Origin of the sequence: Streptomyces sp. MA5143a (genome assembly GCF_900290235.1) — a bacterium.
In the GTDB taxonomy this organism is placed as follows: domain Bacteria; phylum Actinomycetota; class Actinomycetes; order Streptomycetales; family Streptomycetaceae; genus Streptomyces.
Genome location: NZ_OLMK01000050.1, coordinates 65,164 through 86,048 on the forward strand (window position 1 = coordinate 65,164; position 20,885 = coordinate 86,048).

The 20,885-nt window shown below is 70.5% G+C and carries 20 protein-coding genes and 2 pseudogenes; 13 read left to right on the top strand and 9 right to left on the bottom strand.

Annotation, left to right across the window (positions count from 1 at the left end; genetic code table 11):
- Positions 1 to 109: 109 nt before the first annotated feature.
- Positions 110 to 979 carry an intradiol ring-cleavage dioxygenase gene (locus SMA5143A_RS22920; protein ID WP_107464739.1) on the top strand — a complete coding sequence of 290 codons (870 nt, stop codon included), beginning with the start codon at positions 110 to 112 and terminating at the stop codon, positions 977 to 979.
- Positions 980 to 1,436: 457 nt separating this feature from the next.
- Here the strand turns inward: SMA5143A_RS22920 and SMA5143A_RS22925 are convergent, their stop codons facing one another.
- A complete protein-coding gene (locus tag SMA5143A_RS22925) occupies positions 1,437 to 2,150 on the bottom strand; it encodes a histidine phosphatase family protein (RefSeq protein WP_258193679.1) in 714 nt (237 codons plus the stop codon).
- Between the two features lie 32 nt (positions 2,151 to 2,182).
- A complete protein-coding gene (locus tag SMA5143A_RS22930) occupies positions 2,183 to 2,527 on the bottom strand; it encodes an SsgA family sporulation/cell division regulator (protein ID WP_055522317.1) in 345 nt (114 codons plus the stop codon).
- Between the two features lie 254 nt (positions 2,528 to 2,781).
- Here SMA5143A_RS22930 and SMA5143A_RS22935 point away from each other — a divergent pair, with 254 nt between their 5' ends.
- From SMA5143A_RS22935 to SMA5143A_RS22960, 6 genes are all read left to right on the top strand, one after another.
- Entirely contained in the window at positions 2,782 to 3,846 is a 1,065-nt protein-coding gene (locus SMA5143A_RS22935; protein ID WP_107464740.1) for an energy-coupling factor ABC transporter permease, read from the top strand.
- Between the two features lies 1 nt (position 3,847).
- Positions 3,848 to 4,609 (top strand): cobalt ECF transporter T component CbiQ, encoded by a 762-nt coding sequence (cbiQ, locus tag SMA5143A_RS22940; RefSeq protein ID WP_107464741.1) that lies wholly within the window; start codon positions 3,848 to 3,850, stop codon positions 4,607 to 4,609.
- Entirely contained in the window at positions 4,597 to 5,376 is a 780-nt protein-coding gene (locus tag SMA5143A_RS22945) for an energy-coupling factor ABC transporter ATP-binding protein (protein ID WP_107464742.1), read from the top strand. Before cbiQ ends, SMA5143A_RS22945 begins: the two co-directional genes overlap by 13 nt.
- Before the next feature lie 14 nt (positions 5,377 to 5,390).
- Entirely contained in the window at positions 5,391 to 5,864 is a 474-nt protein-coding gene (locus SMA5143A_RS22950) for a MarR family winged helix-turn-helix transcriptional regulator (protein WP_181361975.1), read from the top strand.
- Between the two features lie 112 nt (positions 5,865 to 5,976).
- Complete coding sequence (locus SMA5143A_RS22955; RefSeq protein ID WP_107464744.1) at positions 5,977 to 6,459, top strand: organic hydroperoxide resistance protein; 483 nt, start codon at positions 5,977 to 5,979, stop codon at positions 6,457 to 6,459.
- Between the two features lie 130 nt (positions 6,460 to 6,589).
- Positions 6,590 to 7,759: a serine hydrolase domain-containing protein gene (locus SMA5143A_RS22960; RefSeq protein WP_107464745.1), complete on the top strand. Its 1,170-nt coding sequence runs from the start codon at positions 6,590 to 6,592 to the stop codon at positions 7,757 to 7,759.
- Between the two features lie 422 nt (positions 7,760 to 8,181).
- Here SMA5143A_RS22960 and SMA5143A_RS22965 read toward each other — a convergent pair whose 3' ends face one another.
- Both SMA5143A_RS22965 and SMA5143A_RS22970 read right to left on the bottom strand, forming a co-directional pair.
- Positions 8,182 to 8,457 (bottom strand): DUF1876 domain-containing protein, encoded by a 276-nt coding sequence (locus SMA5143A_RS22965; RefSeq protein WP_055521112.1) that lies wholly within the window; start codon positions 8,455 to 8,457, stop codon positions 8,182 to 8,184.
- Between the two features lie 106 nt (positions 8,458 to 8,563).
- Positions 8,564 to 9,409, bottom strand: coding sequence for a DMT family transporter (locus tag SMA5143A_RS22970; protein ID WP_107464746.1), 846 nt, complete (start codon positions 9,407 to 9,409; stop codon positions 8,564 to 8,566).
- A gap of 226 nt (positions 9,410 to 9,635) precedes the next feature.
- On the opposite strand from SMA5143A_RS22970, the gene SMA5143A_RS22975 reads away from it, so the two are divergent.
- The 4 genes from SMA5143A_RS22975 to SMA5143A_RS22990 all read left to right on the top strand — a co-directional run bounded on the left by SMA5143A_RS22975 (position 9,636) and on the right by SMA5143A_RS22990 (position 13,588).
- A complete protein-coding gene (locus tag SMA5143A_RS22975) occupies positions 9,636 to 10,844 on the top strand; it encodes a hypothetical protein (RefSeq protein ID WP_258193680.1) in 1,209 nt (402 codons plus the stop codon).
- Between the two features lie 54 nt (positions 10,845 to 10,898).
- Complete coding sequence (locus tag SMA5143A_RS22980; RefSeq protein WP_107464747.1) at positions 10,899 to 12,188, top strand: NucA/NucB deoxyribonuclease domain-containing protein; 1,290 nt, start codon at positions 10,899 to 10,901, stop codon at positions 12,186 to 12,188.
- Between the two features lie 18 nt (positions 12,189 to 12,206).
- Complete coding sequence (locus SMA5143A_RS22985) at positions 12,207 to 12,734, top strand: hypothetical protein (protein WP_107464748.1); 528 nt, start codon at positions 12,207 to 12,209, stop codon at positions 12,732 to 12,734.
- 188 nt (positions 12,735 to 12,922) lie between these two features.
- Positions 12,923 to 13,588 carry an RBBP9/YdeN family alpha/beta hydrolase gene (locus SMA5143A_RS22990; RefSeq protein ID WP_107464749.1) on the top strand — a complete coding sequence of 222 codons (666 nt, stop codon included), beginning with the start codon at positions 12,923 to 12,925 and terminating at the stop codon, positions 13,586 to 13,588.
- 10 nt (positions 13,589 to 13,598) lie between these two features.
- On the opposite strand, the gene SMA5143A_RS22995 is transcribed toward SMA5143A_RS22990, so the two are convergent.
- Together SMA5143A_RS22995 and SMA5143A_RS23000 are read right to left on the bottom strand one after the other, a co-directional pair.
- Positions 13,599 to 15,335 carry a penicillin-binding transpeptidase domain-containing protein gene (locus SMA5143A_RS22995; RefSeq protein WP_181361976.1) on the bottom strand — a complete coding sequence of 579 codons (1,737 nt, stop codon included), beginning with the start codon at positions 15,333 to 15,335 and terminating at the stop codon, positions 13,599 to 13,601.
- A gap of 310 nt (positions 15,336 to 15,645) precedes the next feature.
- On the bottom strand, positions 15,646 to 17,283 hold the full coding sequence (locus tag SMA5143A_RS23000) for a penicillin-binding transpeptidase domain-containing protein (protein ID WP_107464750.1): 1,638 nt from the start codon (positions 17,281 to 17,283) through the stop codon (positions 15,646 to 15,648).
- A 263-nt stretch (positions 17,284 to 17,546) separates the two neighbouring features.
- Between SMA5143A_RS23000 and SMA5143A_RS23005 the strand changes: the two genes are divergently transcribed.
- Positions 17,547 to 17,957 carry a peptidoglycan-binding domain-containing protein gene (locus SMA5143A_RS23005; protein ID WP_107464751.1) on the top strand — a complete coding sequence of 137 codons (411 nt, stop codon included), beginning with the start codon at positions 17,547 to 17,549 and terminating at the stop codon, positions 17,955 to 17,957.
- A 122-nt stretch (positions 17,958 to 18,079) separates the two neighbouring features.
- On the opposite strand, the pseudogene SMA5143A_RS23010 reads toward SMA5143A_RS23005, so the two are convergent.
- Positions 18,080 to 18,942 (bottom strand): annotated as a pseudogene (locus SMA5143A_RS23010) (tyrosine-type recombinase/integrase); the annotation flags it as partial.
- 2 nt (positions 18,943 to 18,944) lie between these two features.
- Here SMA5143A_RS23010 and SMA5143A_RS23015 point away from each other — a divergent pair.
- Positions 18,945 to 19,644 (top strand): annotated as a pseudogene (locus SMA5143A_RS23015) (transposase); the annotation flags it as partial.
- Between the two features lie 9 nt (positions 19,645 to 19,653).
- Here SMA5143A_RS23015 and SMA5143A_RS23020 read toward each other — a convergent pair.
- A protein-coding gene (locus tag SMA5143A_RS23020) for an IS5 family transposase (RefSeq protein WP_107464752.1) occupies positions 19,654 to 20,450 on the bottom strand; the annotation gives its coding sequence in 2 pieces (ribosomal slippage) (positions 19,654 to 20,114 and positions 20,114 to 20,450; 798 coding nt in all).
- A 12-nt stretch (positions 20,451 to 20,462) separates the two neighbouring features.
- Positions 20,463 to 20,882 carry a hypothetical protein gene (locus SMA5143A_RS23025; protein ID WP_258193681.1) on the bottom strand — a complete coding sequence of 140 codons (420 nt, stop codon included), beginning with the start codon at positions 20,880 to 20,882 and terminating at the stop codon, positions 20,463 to 20,465.
- Positions 20,883 to 20,885: the final 3 nt, after the last annotated feature.

A 20,885-nucleotide genomic window follows, 5' to 3' on the forward strand; every position in this document is an offset into this window, starting at 1 on the left:
GTCCCACCTAGGGGCGCCGCCGAGCAAGGAACTTGAACTTTCCACAGGTTGGGCTCGTAGCATCGCGCGTGGCATGACGGACGGAACAGAGAGCGCGCAGGCCCCCACCATGAGCGACACACCGCACAGCCACAGCCGCGGGCACGGTCACGGGCATGACCATGATGACGAGTTCGACCGAGGGCTCTCCTACGACCTGCCGGTGCTGGCGCGGCGGCGCATGATCCGGCTGCTGGCAGGGGCCAGCATGGTGCCGCTGGTGGCGGCCTGTTCCTCGGACGGGTCGGGCGGGACGTCGTCGGCGTCCTCGTCGTCGCCCTCCGGCTCGTCCGCGTCGTCCGCCGGCGCCGACTGCGAGACCATCCCGTCGGAGACGGCCGGCCCGTACCCCGGGGACGGCTCCAACGGGCCCGACGTCCTCAGGGAGAGCGGTGTCGTCCGCCGGGACATCACCAGGAGCATCGGCTCGGCGAACGGCGTCGCCGAGGGCGTACCGCTGACGGTGACCCTCACCGTCGTCGCCACGGACTCCGGGTGCGGGACGCCGAAGAAGGGCGCGGCCGTCTACCTCTGGCACTGCGACCGGGAGGGCCGCTACTCCCTCTACTCCGACGGCGTCACCGACGAGAACTACCTGCGCGGCGTGCAGGAGACCGACGCCAAGGGCCAGGTCACCTTCACATCGGTCTTCCCGGGCTGCTACACCGGCCGCTGGCCGCACATCCACTTCGAGGTGTACGACAGCCTCGACGACGCCACCGCCGCGCAGGACAGCGTGGTCACGTCGCAGCTCGCGTTCCCCAAGGACGTCTGCGACACCGTCTACGCGACGGACGGCTACAGCCGGAGCGTCACCCACCTCGGCGAGCTCTCCCTGGAGACCGACGGCATCTTCAGCGACGGCTACGAGCGGCAGCTGGCCACCATGAAGGGCAGCGTGGAGAAGGGGTACACGGCGGCCCTCACGGTTCCTGTGTAGCCGGGGCAGCGGGTGTGGCCCGTGTGGGGCGGGAGGTCCGTCCGGTCCGTCGGTCAGCGGCCGCGTCCGGGCGGCGGCCGCGGTCGGGTTGCTCCCGGCCCCGGCCCCTCCCGTGGTTCCCGGCGCCGGTCCCGCGCCCTGTCGGGCGGGCGGCGGTGTCGCCTGAGGTGTGGGGTTCGCCCGCAGGGCCCGGCGGTGGGTCTCCTCGGCGCCGCGGACCTCCGGGGACAGGGCGGAGCGGCGGGACAGTTCGCCGAGCAGACGGTCGGTGGCGTGCTCGTGGCGCGCGGCGGTCGCCGGGTTGGTGTCGCCCCGGGAGACGGCGGTGTGCCGTTCGGCCAGGGTGTGGGCGAGGAGGTCGACGACCTCGTTCCGCCGTGCCGGCGTCGAGGTCCAGGCCGTGGTCGGCGCCGTACGGGCGGTCGTCGTCGGAGACGTGGGCCGAGGGGGTGCTGGTTCAGGCGAGGTGCGTGGTGTCGCCCCACCGCACCGGACGCAGACGCCCGCCCGTGCCGGTCCATGACGAGACCGAGGCGTTGGGGACCGGCGGCAGGGTGTCGGGGGAGGGCGCGCCCAGGCCGGCCAGGACGAAGCGGAGGCTGACGACGATCGCGTCGTGTGCCACCAGCAGCACCCGCCGTCCGGGCGCGGCCCGGTCCAGTTCCGTCACGAAGTCCCGTACGCGCAGCGCGACATCGGCCATCGCCTCGCCGCCCGGCGGCCGGTACGCCCACTCGCCGAGCAGGGCCCGCCGTGCGGCCTCCTCGGGGGCGCGGGCCCGTAGCGCGCCCGGTGGGTGCAGTTCGAAGACGCCCATCTCCCGGTCCCTGAGCCGCTCGTCGACGAGCGGCTCAAGCGGTGTCACCCGGGGGTGCGCGGCCATGACCTGCCAGGTCTCCCGGGCCCGGGTGTAGGGCGAACAGACCACGAGGTCCGGCCCCGTCCCCTCGTCCAGCCCGGCGAGCCAGTCGCCCAGCGACCCGGCCTGTTCACGTCCCAGCGGAGACAGGGGGACGTCCGTGTCCCGTCCGGGGACCGGCAGTTCCGTGGAGCCGGTGCGCTCGGCCTCGGCGAAGGCGACGTTCGCGGTGCTCTGCCCGTGCCGTACCGCCCACAGCCCGCGGAGTGAACTGGGCGCCGTGATCCCGCCGTTGTGCATCTCATCGGCCATCCGGTCATTGTGCTCGACCGGGGCACCCTTGCTCAGTGCGCGACCGGCGTGGCCGTGTACGTGCGGCGGAGGAAGCGGATCAGGGCCTTCGTGTCGAACTGCATCACCGCGACCCCGTGGGCGGAGTGGAACTCCATGACGGCCTGGACCCGGCCGCAGGGCCAGATGCTGACGGGGCCGGCGGTCGCGGGGGTGCGCAGACCGCGTTCGAGGAGGTCACGGGGGAAGGTCCACTCGTGGGGGCCGGGCAGCCCCACGTGGACGGCGGTGGGGCCGCCGTCGGGGTCGTAGCGGAGGATCACGGGGACCGTATCCCGGTCCTCGGGGGAGTCCGTGACGACATGAGCCCGTGCGTACTGCTCGACGGTGACAGACATCGGGCGGCTCCTCACGCTGAGTGACCCAAGCAGAAGCTGTTGATCCGCTCTCCGTGCCTCTCCAATGTCGCACATTTTTCGCCATCCGCCCGAGGAGGGAGGTATCGGGCCGGGGCGGGGGTGGCGATCTGTTCGCTATTCGAAGTGAAGGCGCTCTTGCAAGACCCTCGCAATAAGGCCCTATCATCGTAAGGTTCCAGCCACGCGCAGCCGGATGCGATCGCCACCGGGCGATCCGGAGAGCGAGTCCTCGCATGCATGTCCCCGACGGATTCATCAACGCCCCCGTCTCGGCGGTCGCCGGTGTCGTCGCCGCAGGTGCCGTCGCCGTCAGCCTGCGCGGCGCGCGCAGGGAGCTGGACGAGCGGACGGCGCCGCTCGCCGGACTGGTCGCCGCGTTCATCTTCGCCGTGCAGATGCTGAACTTCCCGGTCGCGGCCGGCACCAGCGGACATCTGCTGGGAGGCGCGCTCGCCGCGATACTCGTGGGCCCCTACACCGGGGTGCTGTGCGTGTCCGTGGTGCTCCTCATGCAGGGCATCCTCTTCGCCGACGGCGGCCTGACCGCGCTCGGCGTGAACATCACCATCATGGCCGTCGTCACCACCGTCGTGGCGTACGCCGTCTTCCGCGGGCTGGTCAAGGTCCTGCCGAGGAAGCGCCGCTCCGTGACCGTCTCCGCCTTCGTCGCCGCGCTCCTGTCGGTGTCGGCCGCGGCCGCCGCGTTCACCCTCGTCTACGCGATCGGCGGCACGACGGACGTGCCGCTCGGCTCCGTCCTGACGGCCATGGTCGGCGTGCACACCCTCATCGGCATCGGCGAGGCCGCGATCACCGCCGCCACGGTCGGCGCCGTCATCGCCGTACGCCCCGACCTGGTGCACGGCGCCCGTGGGCTGACCGCGCCGCTGAAGCTCCGGGTGAACGGCGAGCTCGTCGACGCCCCCGCCGCCGGTCCCGCGCCCGTGCCGGTGGCCGCCCGGTCGCCCCGCAGGCTCATCCTCGCCGGGCTCGGCACCTCCCTCCTCCTCGCCGGTGTCGTCAGCTTCTACGCCTCCGCGAACCCGGACGGGCTGGAGAAGGTCGCCGCCGACAAGGGCATCGACGCCAAGGTCGAGGACCACGCCGCCGCCGACTCCCCGCTCGCCGACTACGGCGTCCAGGGCCTCACCGACGCCCGGCTCTCCGGCGGTCTCGCCGGTGTGATCGGCGTCGGCGTCACCGTCGTCGCGGGCACCGGGATCTTCTGGGCCGTGCGCAGGCGCCGGACCGGCGAGGCCGAGGCGACCTCCCCGTCCTCCGTGCCCGAGAGCGTCTGACATGGGCGCCGGCCACGCCCACAAGCTCTACCGGCACGCGCACTCGCCGGTGCACGCCCTGCCGCCGCACACCAAACTCGCGGCCGTCCTCGCCTTCGTGGTCGTCGTCGTGTCGACCCCGCGCGAGGCGATGTGGGCGTTCGCGCTGTACGCCGTGCTCCTCGCCACGGTCGCGGGCGTCGCCCGGGTGCCCGCCGGGTTCCTGCTGCGGCGGCTGCTGATCGAGGTGCCGTTCGTCGCCTTCGCCCTGCTCATGCCGTTCGTGGCGCAGGGCGAACGGGTCGAGGTGCTCGGCCTGTCGCTGAGCGTCGGCGGACTGTGGGGCGCCTGGAACGTCCTCGCCAAGGGCACCCTCGGTGTCGCCGCGTCCGTCCTCCTCGCCGCCACCACCGAGCTGCGCGAACTCCTCCTCGGACTGCAACGCCTCAAGCTGCCGCCGCTGCTCGTCCAGATCGCGACCTTCATGATCCGCTACGGCGACGTCATCACCGACGAGATGCGCCGGATGCGGATCGCCCGCGAGTCACGAGGCTTCGAGGCGAGCGGCGTCCGCCACTGGGGCGTCCTCGCCAAGTCCGCCGGGGCGCTGTTCATCCGCTCCTACGAACGCGGGGAACGCGTCCACCTCGCCATGATCAGCCGGGGCTACGCCGGCACCATGCCCGTCATCGACGAGGTGACCGCCTCGCGGGCACAGTGGTCGTACGCCTTCGCCCTCCCGTTCGCCGCGCTCGTCGTCTGTCTGCTGGGATGGACCCTGTGACCGTGTCCAAGGAACCCGCACCCCCGTCCCTCGAAGTCGCCGGGCTCGCCTTCGCCTACCCCGACGGCCACCAGGCCCTCTTCGGCGTCGACTTCACCATCGGCCGGGGCGAACGGGTCGCTCTGCTCGGGCCGAACGGCGCCGGAAAGACCACCCTCGTCCTGCACCTCAACGGCATCCTCACCGGGGGCGCCGGCGCGGTCGCCGTCGCCGGACTGCCCGTCGGCAAGCAGCACATGGCGGAGATCCGGCGGAAGGTCGGCATCGTCTTCCAGGACCCCGACGACCAGCTGTTCATGCCGACCGTGCGGGAGGACGTCGCGTTCGGCCCGGCCGCCGCGGGGATGAAGGGCCCCGAACTGGAGGCCCGCGTCGACCGCGCGCTGGCCCGGGTGGGCATGGCCGAGTTCAAGGACCGGCCCCCGCACCACCTCTCCTTCGGCCAGCGCCGCCGGGTCGCCGTCGCCACCGTGCTCGCCATGGAGCCGGAGATCCTCGTCCTCGACGAGCCGTCGTCCAACCTCGACCCCGCCTCGCGCCGCGAACTCGCCGACATCCTGCGCTCCTTGGACGTCACCGTCCTGATGGTCACCCACGACCTGCCGTACGCCCTGGAGCTGTGTCCGCGTTCGCTGGTGCTCAGCGAGGGCGTCATCGCGGCCGACGGACCCACCGGTGAACTCCTCGCGGACGACGACCTGATGCGGGCCCACCGCCTGGAGTTGCCGTTCGGCTTCGACCCGAGGTCGGTCGCCGCGGGGAGCTGAGGACAATGGGGCGCGTGACGAATCAAGAGGACGCCGCGTGGCCCCGGTCGCTGCTCCTCGACGAGCAGCTGTGCTTCGCGCTGTACGCGGCCCAGCGCGCGGTCACGGCCGCGTACCGCCCGCTGCTCGACGAACTCGGCCTCACCTACCCGCAGTACCTGGTCATGCTCTGTCTGTGGGAGCGGCGTGAGACCACGGTCAAGGAGCTGGCCGGCGCCCTGCGCCTGGACTACGGCACGGTCTCACCGCTGCTGAAGCGGCTGGAGGCGGCGGGTCTGCTGAGCCGGCGACGCTCCGCCCGCGACGAGCGCTCGGTCCACATCACGCTCACCGGGCGCGGCGAACAGCTCCGCGACCGGGCGGAGGCCGTCCCCGAGACGCTGGCCGCCGCCACGGGCCTGCGGGGCGGTGACGTGGCCCGCCTGCGGGAGGAACTCTGGGAGCTGACGGCACGGGCGGAGAGGTCGACGCGGACGACGGCCACCTGAGGACAACCCGTTGTTACCGCCGGTTACTACCCCCTGGTAACCGCTCTCACCTACCAGCCGGTACCTTGTGCACGATGTACTTGTGCGCGCTTTTCCTGGGGGAGGCTCATTCATGACCGACGGCGCCGCTGTCGAGACCCGCTCCGACACTCCTGCTCAGGACCGTCCGGACACCCGTCCGGCGAAGATCATGTATGTGGCCGAGGCCACCGCGCACGGCGGCCGGGACGGCTACATCACCAGCCAGGACGGCCATATCGACCTGAGGGTCGCCATGCCCCCCGCGCTGGGCGGCGACGGCAACGGCACCAACCCCGAGCAGCTGTTCGCAGCCGGCTACAGCTCCTGCTTCCACAACGCGCTGGTCCTCGTCGGCCGCCGCGAGGGCTACGACCTCACCGGCTCCACGGTCGCCGCGAAGGTGGGCATCGGCCCCAACACGCAGCGCGGCTACGGCCTCGCCGTCGCCCTCAGCGTCTCCCTGCCCGTCCTCGACCAGGACATCGCGGCCAAGCTCGTGGACGCGGCCCACCAGGTCTGCCCCTACTCCAACGCCACCCGCGGCAACATCGACGTGACGATCGTGCTGGGCTGAGGCCCCAGGAGGCCCGGGCGACGTCACACACGGTGCCCACGGGCCCCGGCCGGAGGAATCACCGGCCGTGCGTGTACGTTGCACCCGTCGTCGTGGCGAGTGGGGCGAGTGAACGGAACGGAGCGCCGGCGTGGATGTGAACGGCACGGTCGCCGAGGGCTTCGAGCCGGTGCGGGAGGCGTTCCTCCGCAACTTCGAGGCGTTCGGGGAGAAGGGCGCGGCGGTCGTCGTGCACCAGCACGGCCGCAAGGTGGTCGACCTGTGGGCCGGCACCCGCGACGTGGACGGTGACGAACCCTGGCAGCACGGCACCGCCCAGATCATGCGCTCGGCCACGAAGGGCGTCGCCGCCGCCGCGCTGCTGATGCTGGCCGAGCGCCGCGAGCTGGACCTGGACGCCCCGGTGGGCCGCTACTGGCCCGAGTTCAAGGCGCACGGCAAGGACGGCGTCCTCGTACGGCACGTCCTCAACCACCGGGCGGGCCTGCCCGTCCTCGACCGTCCCCTCATCCCCGCCGAGGCGCTGGACCCCCGCCGCGGCCCCGAGGCCGTCGCCGCGCAGGCCCCCGCCTGGGAGCCCGGCACCGCCCACGGCTACCACCCGCTGACGTACGGCTGGCTCCTCGACGAGCTGGTCCGGCGCGTGACGGGCCGGGGCGCCGGTGAGTGGATCGCGTCGGAGATCGCGGCGCCCCTCGGCCTCGACCTCTGGCTCGGTCTGCCCGACCCGGTGGCGGCCGAGGGCCGGGTGGGCCGTGCCGGGCGGCTGCCGTCGGCACCCGAACCCAGCGGGGGACTGCGCGTCCGCGCGAAGCGGTCCGTCACCGCCGCCTACGACGACCCCGACTCCCTCACCCGACGCGCCTTCGCCGCGATCACCCCGTTCCCCGACCAGAACGACCCCGCGTACCGCGCGACGGCGCTGCCCGCCACCAACGGCATCGCCACGGCGGACGCCCTCGCCCGCTTCTACGCCGCGCTGATCGGCGAGGTCGACGGCGTACGGCTGCTCGCCCCGGCCACGATGGAGGCGGCCCGCGCGGAGGAGTCGGCCGGCCCCGACCGCACCCTCGTCATCAACACCCGCTTCGGCCTCGGCTACATGCTGCACGGCACCGCGTCGCCGCTCCTCGGCCCCGGCTCCTTCGGCCACCCCGGCCGAGGCGGCCCCCTCGGCTTCGCCGACCCGGACACGGCCACGGCCTTCGCCTACATCACCAACGGCTACCGCAAAACAGTCACAGCGGACCCGAGGGCCCAGTCCTTGCTGAAGGCACTGAGGTCCGCACTGTCGCGATAGGGCGCGCGAAGCCGTGGCCAGGGGCGCGGGGCGGTGACATACGCGGCTCCGCCGCGTGGGCGCGAGAAACCACGACGGACCCGGCGGCCGCCGACGGGCCGGCACCCCCGACCCACAAGGCGCCCCGGCCAAACCCAGCGGAGCGAAGGGGCAGCCGCCCGGACACCGAAGACGCCCCAGAACTCCCCCGCAGAATGCCCTGGCGCGCTCCGGTGAACCGGACGGCCGCCCTCCGTGAGCGGCGATCCCAGCATGCGCGACATCTCCCGCGCTGTCGTTCGCACCCAGTCCACAGTCGCTTGGCACCCCGTCCACGGCCGGACCGCGCGGCGGCGCCGTCGACACGGTGAACGGCCGCCCATGGCCGCCCGCGGTCGCGCGGGGCCGTGGGCGGCCGCCCGGTCACCAGGACGTGTCGCAGCTCAGAGGGCTATCGGGTGGGACGTCCTGCCCGACGCCTCGTCTATCTCGTCGTGCGCCTTGGTGAGCAGTTTCATGGCCAGCTCGTTGAGGGCCCGCGCGCCCGCTATCTCCTCGCCGACCCGTGGCTGATTGGAGTCGGTGTGGTGGCGGCTCGCGTACCCGTTGGCCCGGACCTCCTTGCCGTCGGGCAGCCGTACGAGCGCCGCCGCCCGCGTCTTCTGCTCGTCCTCCTGGAACTCCAGCTCGATGTGCCATCCCACAGCGGTGTGCATCATGACGATCACCTCCGGAAACCCGCTCTTTCCAGAGTGCTCCTCCGGGCCCGCCGACGCACGGCCTGGCCTCGGCGCGGCCCGCGGCCCCCGCCCGCCCGTCAGGCCCCTACCCGGCCCGCAGCATCAACCCGATGCCGACCACCAGCAACCCGGCCGCCACGAGGCGCGGAGCACCGAACCGCTCCTTGAAGAACACCGCGCCGATCGCCGCCCCCACGATGATCGACGACTCCCGCAGCGCCGCGATCGGCGCCAGCTCGGCCTTCGTCTGGGCCCACAGGACCAGGCCGTACGCCACCACGGACAGCGCGGCGCCGAGCAGGCCGACGGCGGCGACCGGGCGCAGCAGCGCCACCGTCTCGCCGCGCCAGCGGTACACCGCGTACGCGGGGACGGCCAGGCCCTCCAGCGCCATCAGCCAGGCGATGTAGCCCATGGGGGACCCGGCGGCGCGTACGCCGAGGCCGTCGACGACCGTGTACGCCGCGATCGCCAGGCCCGTGGCGAGCGCCGCGCCGATCGCGGCCCAGTGCGGCCGGGCCCCGCGCAGGCCCCACAGGGCGACCCCGGTCAGTCCGGCGCAGCTCAGCAGGATGCCGGCCGCGGCCCAGCCATCCGGCACCTCGTGGGCGAAGACGGCGGCGAGAACGGTGACGACGAGGGGCGCGGAGCCGCGGGCGATGGGGTACGCCTGGCCGAAGTCGCCCAGCCGGAAGGACGTCATCAACAGCACGTAGTAGAAGAGGTGGATGACGGTCGAGGCGATGAGGTAGGGCCAGGCGGCGGGCTCGGGCAGGGGCACGAACGGTACGGCGGCGAAGCCGATGAGTGCGCCGCCGCCGGATATGAGGGTGAAACCGACGAGCTTGTCCGTGATGTTGTGGGCTATCGCGTTCCAACTGGCATGGGTGACCGCGGCGAGCAGCACCGCCGCGGTGACCAGCGGCGTCATGGGGTCCCGTTCTGTGAGTCGGTGGGCATGGCCGGCAGGCTAGCGCGACGCGGGTTCGGGCTGGGAGCGGGGAAGACCGAGCTTCCGCCGGCCATCAGCAAATACCGGCACGCCCGGCATACCGCCGGCGAAGCGCGTGGACTGATCACGTGGAGCGACTCAGTCAACTTGCCCTATAAGCATTGGTGTTGAGGGCGGCACGAATATAAGTTCTTCCTGACCATTCTTGATCGGCTTCACGTTCTGGGCGATGACGTGCAGCGAGCCGGGTGAGCCGATGATCGGTGGCTTCGCCACTTGGCGCAACGTACCGATCGTCTTCGATCAGGTCGACACCGCTTCGGCGACCGTACAGGCGGCCAACTACCTGCGTGTCAGCCCGAACACGTCGAGCAGTCCGCTGGCTCCCAACATCGAGATCGGCCTGTACGCGGAGAAGACGGGGAAGACCACCCACACCTACGGGCCACGCTGGTCGGAGCTGACCACCAGTGGCGGTCGCATGACGGCCATCAAGGCCGGGGTCAATCCGACCAAGCCGGACAAGCGCAATCACACCTATATGACCGCCCGTCAGGACTCCGGCAACCAGTGGGACGTGCTCTACGACTTCAACAAGGTCGGTTCCACCACCAAACAGCTCAAGGTTGTCGGCGGGAGCACCAACCGCATCGACGTCGGCCTTGAGGTGACGGGGCCGAAATACGTCAACGTCCCCTCGATCGCGAACCGCATGCAGTTCATGACGGGGAACAAAGTGTGGGAGCAGGTGGTGACAGGCAATGTGGCCAAGTCCGTGACGCTCCCCGCGTGCGGTACGAGCCACAAGCCGCCGAACTGCTTCACCACCAAGCTGACGGACAGCAGCAAGTTCGTCCAATGGACCGCGAGCAAGCCACGGCGGCAGGCCGCCGCAGTGGCCTCACCAGCCGCCGCACCCGCTGCCTCGACTCATGGCCCGGGCGTCGGCGTGCTCGGCCTGCCCGCCACGTTCAACGGCGTGGACCAGCAGGCTCTGCAAACCTGCCTGGAGAACGACCCCGACACCTGTTTGGCGACTGTGCCCGGCTTGTCGGATTGCGTGGTCACGGTACGGGTCTGCAACGCCGCCGCTCTCCCGTCGGGTGAGCCATCCGGCGACGCCGAAACAGGTGCTGACGTGTCGGCCGCCGACATACGGGCGCGAGCCGCAGCCTCCTTCGACGTCCCCAGCGACGCCCTCGCCGTCGAGCCACCCGCCTCGTCCGCTGCGCTGAGGGCTGGCCCGAACGCAGCCGACGGCAGCGTCGAAGGCACCTGGACGGTGTCCTCCGTCGGCTCCACCTCCGGCCTGGAGCACACCGACCGCCGCTTCGACGGGTTCACCGCCCTCTACTCCGCACACACCGGCGCACTGCTGGAGGCGTGCTGGGGCGACCTCTGCGATGCCTCCTGATCAGCGCATGCCGCAGATGCCCCGCCCTTCCTCACGCCAAGAAGGAGTCCAGCAGTGAACATAGGCACCGCACTCGTGCGTCTCGCCCGCTCCACCGCCACCGCGGCGGCGTTGACACTACTCACCGCGGCCACCACAACCGCCACTCACGCTGACCCGGCCACTGACGATCCGGCTCCCGAGAGCACCGTGTTCGTCGACGCCGCCTCGCTTCCCTCCGATGAGCTGCGCAGCTTCGACCAGCTGATTCCGTATGCCACATACGCGCGATCCCACGGACCGAAGTCAGCATCGTCGCGGACGGCCGCCGACCGGGCGCCCGGTGACGAACGGGACCTGCGCCTGGAGTGCGCCGAGCAGGCAGCCAAAGCCAAGACTGCCACCGGCTGGATCAAGTCCCGCTTCGAAAGCTGTCAGAAGCGCCCCTTCGACCTCGTCCTGCGTGATGTCAGGGGTACGACCACACTCGGCCGCCTCCAGTTCGACCAGTGGGTCCTCGGCTTCGCCTACGACGGCAGCCGGCGAGTCGACTACGTAGCCAGCATCGAGAACATATGGGTCAATCCCATACCCACCGAAGATGCCAAGAAGTGGAGGCTCGGCCAGCATTTCCGCCACAGCATCAACGCATCCAACAGCGATGCGGACCCCAAGGTGACCGCGCCGCAGACCGAGGCTCGCGACGAATTGCTCGGCGGGTGGGACAGCCAGCCCCAGTGGACCCTCACCTACACATCCCCGGACAAGGGCGCCTTGTTCAAGGACGGCAACCAGCAACGCGTCTCTTCGACCGTCGCGATGGACCTGAGCGCCAGCTCCCCCAACGCCGCCCCCTACACCGACGGTGGCGGCGTCTACAACTCGAGCATCCGCTACGACTATGCCGGCCCTGTCGCGGGCAAGCACAAAGGCACCGTCTTCACCGAAGCCCGTGTGGAACTCGTGATGAGCCAGAAGGACCCGGCAGTCAACGAAAGCGCCCTGCACATCTACGACGCTCTGAACCGCCCCGAGCGCACCTTCCCCTCCTGGGTCGGCAAGAGCGTCCCAGGAGTGAAGGAACCCCTGCACCGGTTGGTCGACAAGGAGAAGCAAAAGAAGAACCGCAAGCGCTCGATCGCGGAATGCGGGAAGGTATGGGGCGACTATTCGGGAACCGACCTTCAGTGTGACGAGTACCCCTTCGCTTCCACGAAGGAAGGTTCCACCAAGGGTGACAACCGGTTCTCCGTCCGGCTGATCGACGGCGACGACAATGAGACGGGAGGCCGCAAGCTGGACGAGATGTACACCCTCAACCGGATCCTCGACGGCGACGCCTTCTACATGAAGATCACCAACTAGAAGAAGGGCAGCGGCAGTATGGCGCTCCTGGTCGAATACAGCTGCAAGGCCACACCGGCCCGCCGCGTCGTTGAGGTCTACGACGCCGACGCTTACCTCAGCGACGACGGCGCCATGGCCGCTGCCCGCAGGCAGGTGGTGGCCGGCAATGGCTACCACCTGTACATCCGCAGTCTGCAACCCGATATCGACGTCGAGGTCGCCATCCGCGTCTGGGACACCCCGCCGGGCCCGCCTGCCGATGCGGAAGGCCATGTCCCTGTGAGTATCGAGTCCGAAACCGGCGTCCTCGTCGTCAACCAACTCGAGTACGGCCCGGCAGGAGAAATGACTCTGCCCCGCCCCGGCGTCTACGAAGGCCAGGCCTGGTGGAGCGGACGCCAGGCGACCGCTGACTACTACGAGGAAAGCCTCGACCACCCTACGGACGACACCTTCGAAGACCACCTTGCCCAGGCCTGGAACAACTGCCCCGTCACCGAACGCTACGTCCTTGACCTCGCCTACAGCCGCGAACCCGAAGTCGTCGATGACGACGAGCTTTGAGCTCACTACGGTTTGCCCCGCGATGGTGTTGGAGGCAACCCCGTCCGGAGCGTACGTGTGAGCACGGAAGGAACGCGCTCCAGTTCCTCGAGCTCCAGAAGGACCGCCACCTAACCGCACCCCGAAATCCGGTCCGGACACAGAGACGGCACTGGACCGGAGTGATCGGGTTCCCTGACGATCGGGGTATGACAGAGACTCCGCCGACATCGACCCACGCCTCCCGCGCCTTCCTCGTGCTGCACGGCTGGCAGAACCACCGCCCGGTCGGGCACTGGCAGTACTGGCTGGCCGACCGGCTCGCCGACCTGGGGCACGAGGTGGTGTACCCGCAACTGCCGGAGGCGGACGATCCGGATCTGGAGCGGTGGCTGGCGGAGCTGGACGCGCTGCTGGGGGAGTTGGCGGGCAGACGGGTCACCGTGGTGTGCCACAGCCTCGCCTGTCTGCTGTGGCTGCACGCCGTGGCCCGCGACGACGTCCTGTCCGGGCCGGTCGAGCGGGTCCTCCTCGTCGCGCCGCCGTCCGCGGAGGTCGCCCTGGAGAACCCGGAGATCGCCGAGTTCGCCCCGCCGCCGCTGACGCCGGAGCGGGTCGCTGCGGCCGCCGCGACCACCCGGGTCGTCGGCACCGACAACGACCCGTACTGCCCGCAGGGTGCGGCCGCCGCGTACGCCGCACCCCTGGGCCTGCCCGCCGACGTACTGCCGGGCGAGGCCCACCTCAACCCCGACTCGGGCTACGGGCCCTGGCCGTCGATGCTCGACTGGTGCCTCGCTGCCTCCTCCGACGGGTACGAGGAGATGGCGGTCCAGGACCGTTCCGCGCAACGGGCGGACGCGTCCGGGACCTGAACCGCCGCGCTCAGCGGCTGCCCGCCTTGAGGAGCGCCGCCACGATCGGGCCCGCGGACTCGCTGCCGTGGCCGCCCTCCTGGACGACACCGGCGGAGGCCAGGTCGCCCTTCCACGCGGTGAACCAGCCGTTGGGCTCCTTCTGGCCGTCGACCTCCGCCGAGCCGGTCTTCGCGCCGAAGTCGGGGCCGAGGCCCGCCATCGCCTCGGCCGCCGTACCCGCCGCGGCGGTGTACTGGAGGAGTTCGCGCAGCTGGGAGCGGACGCTCTCCGACATGGGCCGGGACGCCGTCGCGAGGGTGCGGCCGTCGACGGACGGGGCGACCAGGTAGGGCTGCTTGAAGACGCCCGTCTTGGCCGTCGACACCACGGACGCCATGTTCAGCGGGTTCATCCGCACCCCGCCCTGCCCGATGAGGGAGGCGGCCATCGGCGCGGCGCTCTGCACCGGCACCGCGCCGTCGAAGGTCGGCACACCGATCGCCCAGTTGTTCATGCCGAGGCCGAAGACCTGCTGGGCCTCCAGGGTCAGCGAGTTGTCGTCGAGCTTCTTCGCCTGCGAGATGAAAGCGGTGTTGCAGGAGCGGGCGAAGCTCGCCTTGAACGTCCCGCCGTTGATCTTGAACTTGTCGTCGTTCTGGAACTTCCAGCCGCCGTACGACGAGTACTTCGGGCACGGGTGGACCTTGTTCGCCGAGGCCAGGCCCTTGTCGATGAGGAGCGCGGACGACACGATCTTCATGGTGGAGCCGGGGGCGAGGGAGCCCTGGAAGGCCACGTTGAAGCCGTGGCCCGAGTTGGCGACGGCCAGGATTTCGCCGGTCGACGGGCGCATCACGACCACCGACGCCCGCTTCCTGGTGTTCACCTGCTGCTCGGCGGCGGCCTGGAGGGACGGGCTGAGGGTCGTCCTCACCTCGCCGGGCGTGCCCTCGCTCAGCTCCAGCAGCGTCTTGTCGGCGTTCTTCTTCTTGCCCTTCTCGGCCTTCGCGCGCACCACCCGCAGTTCGACGCCCGCCTTGCCGCCGGCCTTCTTGCCGAACTTCTCCCGCAGCCCGTCCAGGACCGTGCCCAGCGACGGGTACTTCTTCGCCGTCAGCTCGCCGCCGTCCCGGTCCAGGGCCTTCACCGGGGGCGTCCCTGCCTCACCGGTGACCAGCCGGTCGCCCTCGCCGAGGTCCGGGTGGACGACGGACGGCCGCCAGTCGACGACCGGTTCACCGTCCTTCTCGGCCCGTACGACGGTCAGGGACGACGTGTACGACAGCGGCTTGTCCGTGCCCTTGTAGGACACCGTGCCCTTCACCGAGAAGGCGACGTCGTCGCCCGCGCGCTTGCCGCGGGTGAGGGTGACGTCCTTGACGTGGGCGTCCTGGGCGAAGCCGGTCAGCGCGGTGCGCGCCGCCGCGACATCGTCCGTGGCGGCGGCGGCCTTGGTGACGGAGCCCTTCTGCCAGGCGGTGAGGAAGGCGGTCGTGGCGGTGCGGACCTCGGCGGCGGACAGGGGGCCGGTCTTCACGGGCTTGGCGTCGCCGGCGGACGAGCGGTCCTCGGCGAACGCGCCGCCGCCGAACAAGGAGTACACGGCGAAGGCGCCGCCGCCGAGCGCGACGACCGCCGCGCCGGCCAGGACGGCGGGCCGCCGTGACCTCGCCGGTGACTTCGCCGGGTCCGACGCCGTGTGCGTCGAGTCCGGCCGTGCCGGCTTTGCCGACTTCCGATCGTCGACACGCCTTCTCTTACCCACGCTCCCGACCTTCCGCTGCGGTTGCCTCTCGTTGCGCACAACGAGGACCCCCACCCTAGAGCTTCGGGGGCGGGCGCCTCATAGCTCGGGGGTGCGTGTGGTCCTGGCGGGTGCGGGTGGGTGGGGGTTTCTCGCGCAGTTCCCCGCGCCCCTGAAAAGCGACCGGGGCTGCGCCCCGTGCTTTTCAGCTGAAGGGTGGGCCGCAGGCCCGACCCTTCAGGGGCGCGGGGAACTGCGCGAACGGCCCCCACGCACCCGCGCCCCGCGACGAGACCGCACCTCCCACGGCGCATCCCGGACCGCCGCTCCGTCAGCCGCCGGCCCGCAGCACATCCACCACGATCGGGCCCGCCGCCTCCCCGCCGCGGCCCCCCGCCTCCGCCATCGCCGCCGCGGCGACACCGTCGCGGAAGCCGGTGAACCAACTGTCCGCCACGTCCTGCCCGTCGACCTCCGCGGAGCCGGTCTTCGCGCCGATGTCGCCGGTCAGGCCGGACATGACACGGGTGGCAGTGCCCTGCGGCGATGTCGCGGTGAGCTTCATCATCTGCTTGAGCTGCGCGGCGGTCGCGGGGGCCAGGCCCCGTGCCGTGGCCAGTTCACGGTCGTCCAGGTCGGGCGACACCAGGTACGGCTGGCGGAACGTGCCGGTGATCGCGGTGGCCGTCACCGACGCCATGTTCAGCGGGTTCATCGTGACCTGGCCCTGCCCGATCGCGTTGGCCGCGCGGTCCGGCCCCACGGACTCCGGCACCGTGCCGTCCGTGGAGGTGATGCCCGTCTTCCAGTTGTCGTTGCCGAGGCCGAACCGCTCCCGCGCCTCCTTCGTCAGCGAGGCGTCGTTCATCGGGCCCTCGTCGATCAGCTTGATGAACGCCGTGTTGCAGGACCGCATGAACGCCTTGGCGAGCGTCGCGCCGGACGACTCGTCGGCCTTCATCCCCGGCAGGTTCTTGAAGGTCTGGCTCTGCCAGGTCGCGGTGTCGGGGCAGGGCGCGGGGCCGTTCATCGTGGCGACGCCGTTGTCGACGAGCGTGGCGGCGGTGAGGATCTTCATGGTGGAGCCGGGCGGTACCTCCCCCTCGAACGCCGCGTTGAAGGCGTCGTCGCGGTGGTTGGCGACGGCCAGCACCTCACCGGTGCCGGTCTTGACGGCGACCACGGACGACTCGGCGTACTTCTCGACGGCCTTCTCGGCGGCGGCCTGCACCTTCGCGCTGATCGTCGTCCGCAACTCGCCCGCCCTGCCCTTGGCTAGGGTCAGCAGGGGGGTGTCGGCGGCGTTGGTGGCGGTGTGCCGGATCGCCAGCTCGATCCCGGGGGTGCCGCCCGCCTTGTCGCCGTAGCGTTCGCGCAGGGTGTCCAGGATCGGCCCGAGGGAGGGGTACTTCTCCTTCGTCAGGACGGCGCCGTCACGGTCCGTGGCCTTGATGGGCGGCGCCTCGGCCTCCCCGGTGTACAGCTCGTCGCCCTTCTTGAGGTCCGGGTGCACGACGGACGGCGCCCAGTCGACCAGGGCCCGCCCGGTGGTCTCGCCCCGCACCACGGTCAGCCGGCTCCTGTACGCGAGCTTCTCGGTCTTCCCCTTGTAGGACACCGTCGCCCGGACGGAGAACGGCACGGTCCGGCCGCCCGCCCCGGTCGGCTCGCCCGGCGTGATCCGCACGTCGCCGATCCGCGCGGCACCGGTGTACTCCCCGAGCAACCTCCCCGCGCCCACCGCGTCGTTGGTGTACGACGACGCCGTCTTCGCGTCGCCCTTCTCCCAGGCGGCGAAGAACTTCTCCGTGGTCTCCGCGACCTCGTCGGAACCCGGCGGCCCCGTCCGTCTCTCCGTGCCCGTCCCGCCGTTCAGCGAGTCGAAGAAGTGGTACGTCCCGTAGCCGGCGCCCCCCACCATCACCACGAGCACTCCGCCGACTATGGCGACCTTGGCCCCCTTGCGCATGACCTCTCCCCGTTCGTTCCCCGTGAGCGGTCCCGGTATCTGACCAGGACCGCTTTGAACATGTTCAGAAATCGCGTGCCGCGCCTCACTGTAAGCGTGCCGGGTGACGCATGGGACGGGTGTTCCCCGAATCGTTAGCCCCGGACGACTTTCCACATACGCGAACGCCGATCGCGGTGCGGACCGGGGCCGCGTCGCCGGGATGCGACTCATGGGGCTGAAGTGCACGGTGGTACTGGGGGTGTCACTTGGAGGCGAGAGACATGCGTCGTTCGACCACTTGCGTGACCCTGGCCGCCTCGCTGGTCCTTGCGGGAGGCGCGGCCGTGGCGGTACCCCAGAGCCCTGACTCCCCGACGCGCACGACGGCGGCGCGCGCGGCGGCGCCCGAGAGGCCCGTCACGCACGGGGCCCAGGACGTCTGCAACTACACCATCCAGCGACCGACCCTGAGGGTCGGCTCGGTGGGCAACGCCGTCCGGCAGGCCCAGTGCTACCTGAACAATTCCATGACGGGCCGCAAGCTGGTCGAGGACGGGAACTTCGGATCCGTCACCAACGCGGCGACGCGGCGGTTCCAGCAGTGCGCCGGCATCACCGTGGACGGCACCATCGGCGCCCAGACCTGGTCGTTCCTGGTCTTCTGGGCCAACTCCTGGCGCAACGTGTGCTGATCGGCACACGCCGAACCGCCGTGTGCCGGGCGTCGCGCCCCTACCGGCCCTAGACCCAGGTGTCCAGCCACATCCGCGACCGCCAGCCGTCGATCGGGATGGGCTGGCCGGTGTACAGGGGCCAGCCCGTCGACCGCCTTCCGGGTGCGGCCCTCGCTGCTCGGCATGAGGTGCGTATAGGTGCGGAGCGTGAACCCCGGATCGCTGTGACCGAGGTACTGACTCAGGGCCCGGATGTTCTCGCCCGCGTCCAGCAGTACGGACGCGTAGAAGTGCCTGAGCGCGTGCATGCCATCCTCGGGGGCCGACGCGTACGGTTCGCCGCGCTCAGGCTTCGGGATGACTCCTGCGCTTGCTAGGGCGGGCTTCCAATAGCGAGCATTGAAGTGGCTCACGCGGACGTGATTGCCTTCGAACCCACTGAACAGAAGCCGTTTCGTCACGAGCGGGCCGTCTGGCGTACGCCAGGGAAGTGTCACGTCGACCGGGGCGAACTCCTTGGAGTGGTCCCGCAGAGCGGTGGCCACGGCCTTCGGGAGGGGTACGTCACGAACCTTGCCGCCTTTCGGCAGGGCGAAGACGTACTTCCCGCGAATGCGCTTGAGCTGGTGGCTGACGGTCAACCAGCCTCCCTCGTAGTTGAGTTCGTCAACCGACAGGCCGAAGATCTCGCCCTGTCGCAGACCGCATCCAGCTCCGGGGTCGACGGTGGCCCGGAAACGCAGCGGGAGGGCAAGCCCGTACACGGAAGACGCGCGCGGACGTCCACGGGACCACACGGGGCTTGCCAGGCTTCGGGAGCTGCACCGTGCGGGCCCGACAGGGATTCTTGCTGAGCAGCCCATCGTCGACCGCCGCACTGAGCGCAGCTGAGACGGTGCACGATGATGCGGCGGTGCGACTCGGCCGGCACGGTGTCTTCAAGCGCCGCAATCCAGGCCCGGATGTGTTCAGGCTTGAACGAGCCGAGTGGGCGCCTCCCGATGCCGAGCCTTCGACTACGCCGACCACAAAGGCGCGCTCACCCTGCTCACCCGCCACCAGACCCCGGCAGCCATACGCCGCCACGGCCAAGCCCGCCTCACCGCCTGGCTCAAGGGACGAAAAGTCCGCAACCCCGACGCGGTCGCCGCCACAGCCCTGCAGGCCGCCGGAACTCAGCACGCCACACTGCCGGGCCAAGAGGTCGCCGCAGGCATCGTCGCGGACATCGCCACGCAGATCCTCGCCCTGGACGACCGGCTCAAGCACGTCGACGAGCAGATCCGGCGAACGTTCCGCACCCATCCCCAGGCCCACATCATCGAGTCCCTGCCGGGCATGGGCCCCATCCTGGGAGCTGAGTTCATCGTCACCGCCGGTGACCTGGGCGCCTACGCCGACGCAGGCCACCTCGCCTCCGCCGCCGGCCTCGTGCCCGTTCCCCGCGACTCCGGACGCCGCACCGGCAACCTCCACCGACCCAAGCGCTACAGCCGACGCCTCCGCCGCGTCTTCTACCTGTCCGCCCAGACCAGCATCATCCGCGAAGGCCCCAACCGCGACTACTACCTGAAGAAGCGGAGCGAGCGCTGCAAACACATCCAGGCCGTCATCGCCCTCGCCCGCCGACGGGTCGGTCCTATGGGCCCTCCTGCGCGACGGCAGGCCTTTCACCTTCCATCCACCCATCGCCCAAGCCGCTTAAGACGTCATCTCATTTGGCGAGCCTGCGGTAGCAGATGAGGGTGCAGGCGATGCTGGTGAAGGCGAGGAAGTGGTCGGCTTTGCGTTCGTAGCGACGGTGGAGGCGGCGGCAGCCGGCGAGCCAAGCCATGGTGCGTTCGATGGTCCAGCGGTGGCGGCCCAGTCGCTGTGAGAGCTCGATCCCTTTGCGGGCGATGCGGTGGGTGATGCCGCGTCCGCGTAACCATCGCCGCAGGTGGGGGTAGTCATAGCCCTTGTCCGCGTGGAGCTTGTCCGGCTTGCGGCGTCTGCGTCCGCGGCAGGAGCGGATCGGCGGTATGCCCTTGACCAAGGGGATTAAGGCTTGGCTGTCGTGCAGGTTCGCGCCCGAGATTCCGACGGATATGGGCAGACCGGTCCGCTCGGTGACCAGATGGATCTTCGAGCCGTACTTGCCCCGGTCCACAGGATTCGGACCTGTCAGTTCCCCCTTTTCAAGGCCCGCATGTTCACCGAGTCGATCGCGCAGCGGGTCCAGTCCAGCTCTCCGCGAGCGCCGAGCACCAGGCGGTGGAGCTTGGCCCACACCCGGGCCTTCGACCACTCGCTGAACCGCCGATGAGCCGTCGCCCCTGACAGCCCGAAAGATGCTGTCGGCAGTTGCTGCCACGTGCAGCCCGACGTGGCCACGAACACGATCGCCGCCAGCACCTCCCGGTCGCCATGACGACGCCGACCACCGCCCTGAGGCCGCGACGGCGCCTCCGGCACCACCCGCTGGGACAGCTCCCACAGCTCATCCGGCACCAGCCGCTCAACAATCCCCATGACCTGTCCCGCCTACGACTCGCTCGAGCAGATGGCCTCAATCCAGGTCGCCTGGAGGTCACGGCAGACAAGGGTGAGGGTGCCGTACCAACATGCGATTTCGTGGCTGCAGCCGTCCCTGTGCGGCAGGATCTCGTCGAGCATCACAGCCCCGAGGTCCGCTCCCCGGTCCTCGTCGGCGGGATCGATGACGATGCCGGACACCCCCGCGTAGCGGATCAGCAGGTCCTGGTCGTGCTTCCAGCAGTTGTGCTGGAACTCGACCTCCATCTCCTCACCGCCGGCACCCCGGACGGCCCGAAGCGTCAGATCCTTCACACATCGCCTGCTGCGGAAGTCGTAGTGGTCCGCGTCCGTGGCGAAAGCCCGGGCGCCTGACGGCAGGTCACAGGAGATCGAGGGCAGGTGGCTCAGGTAGCGAGTCGGGTCCAAGAC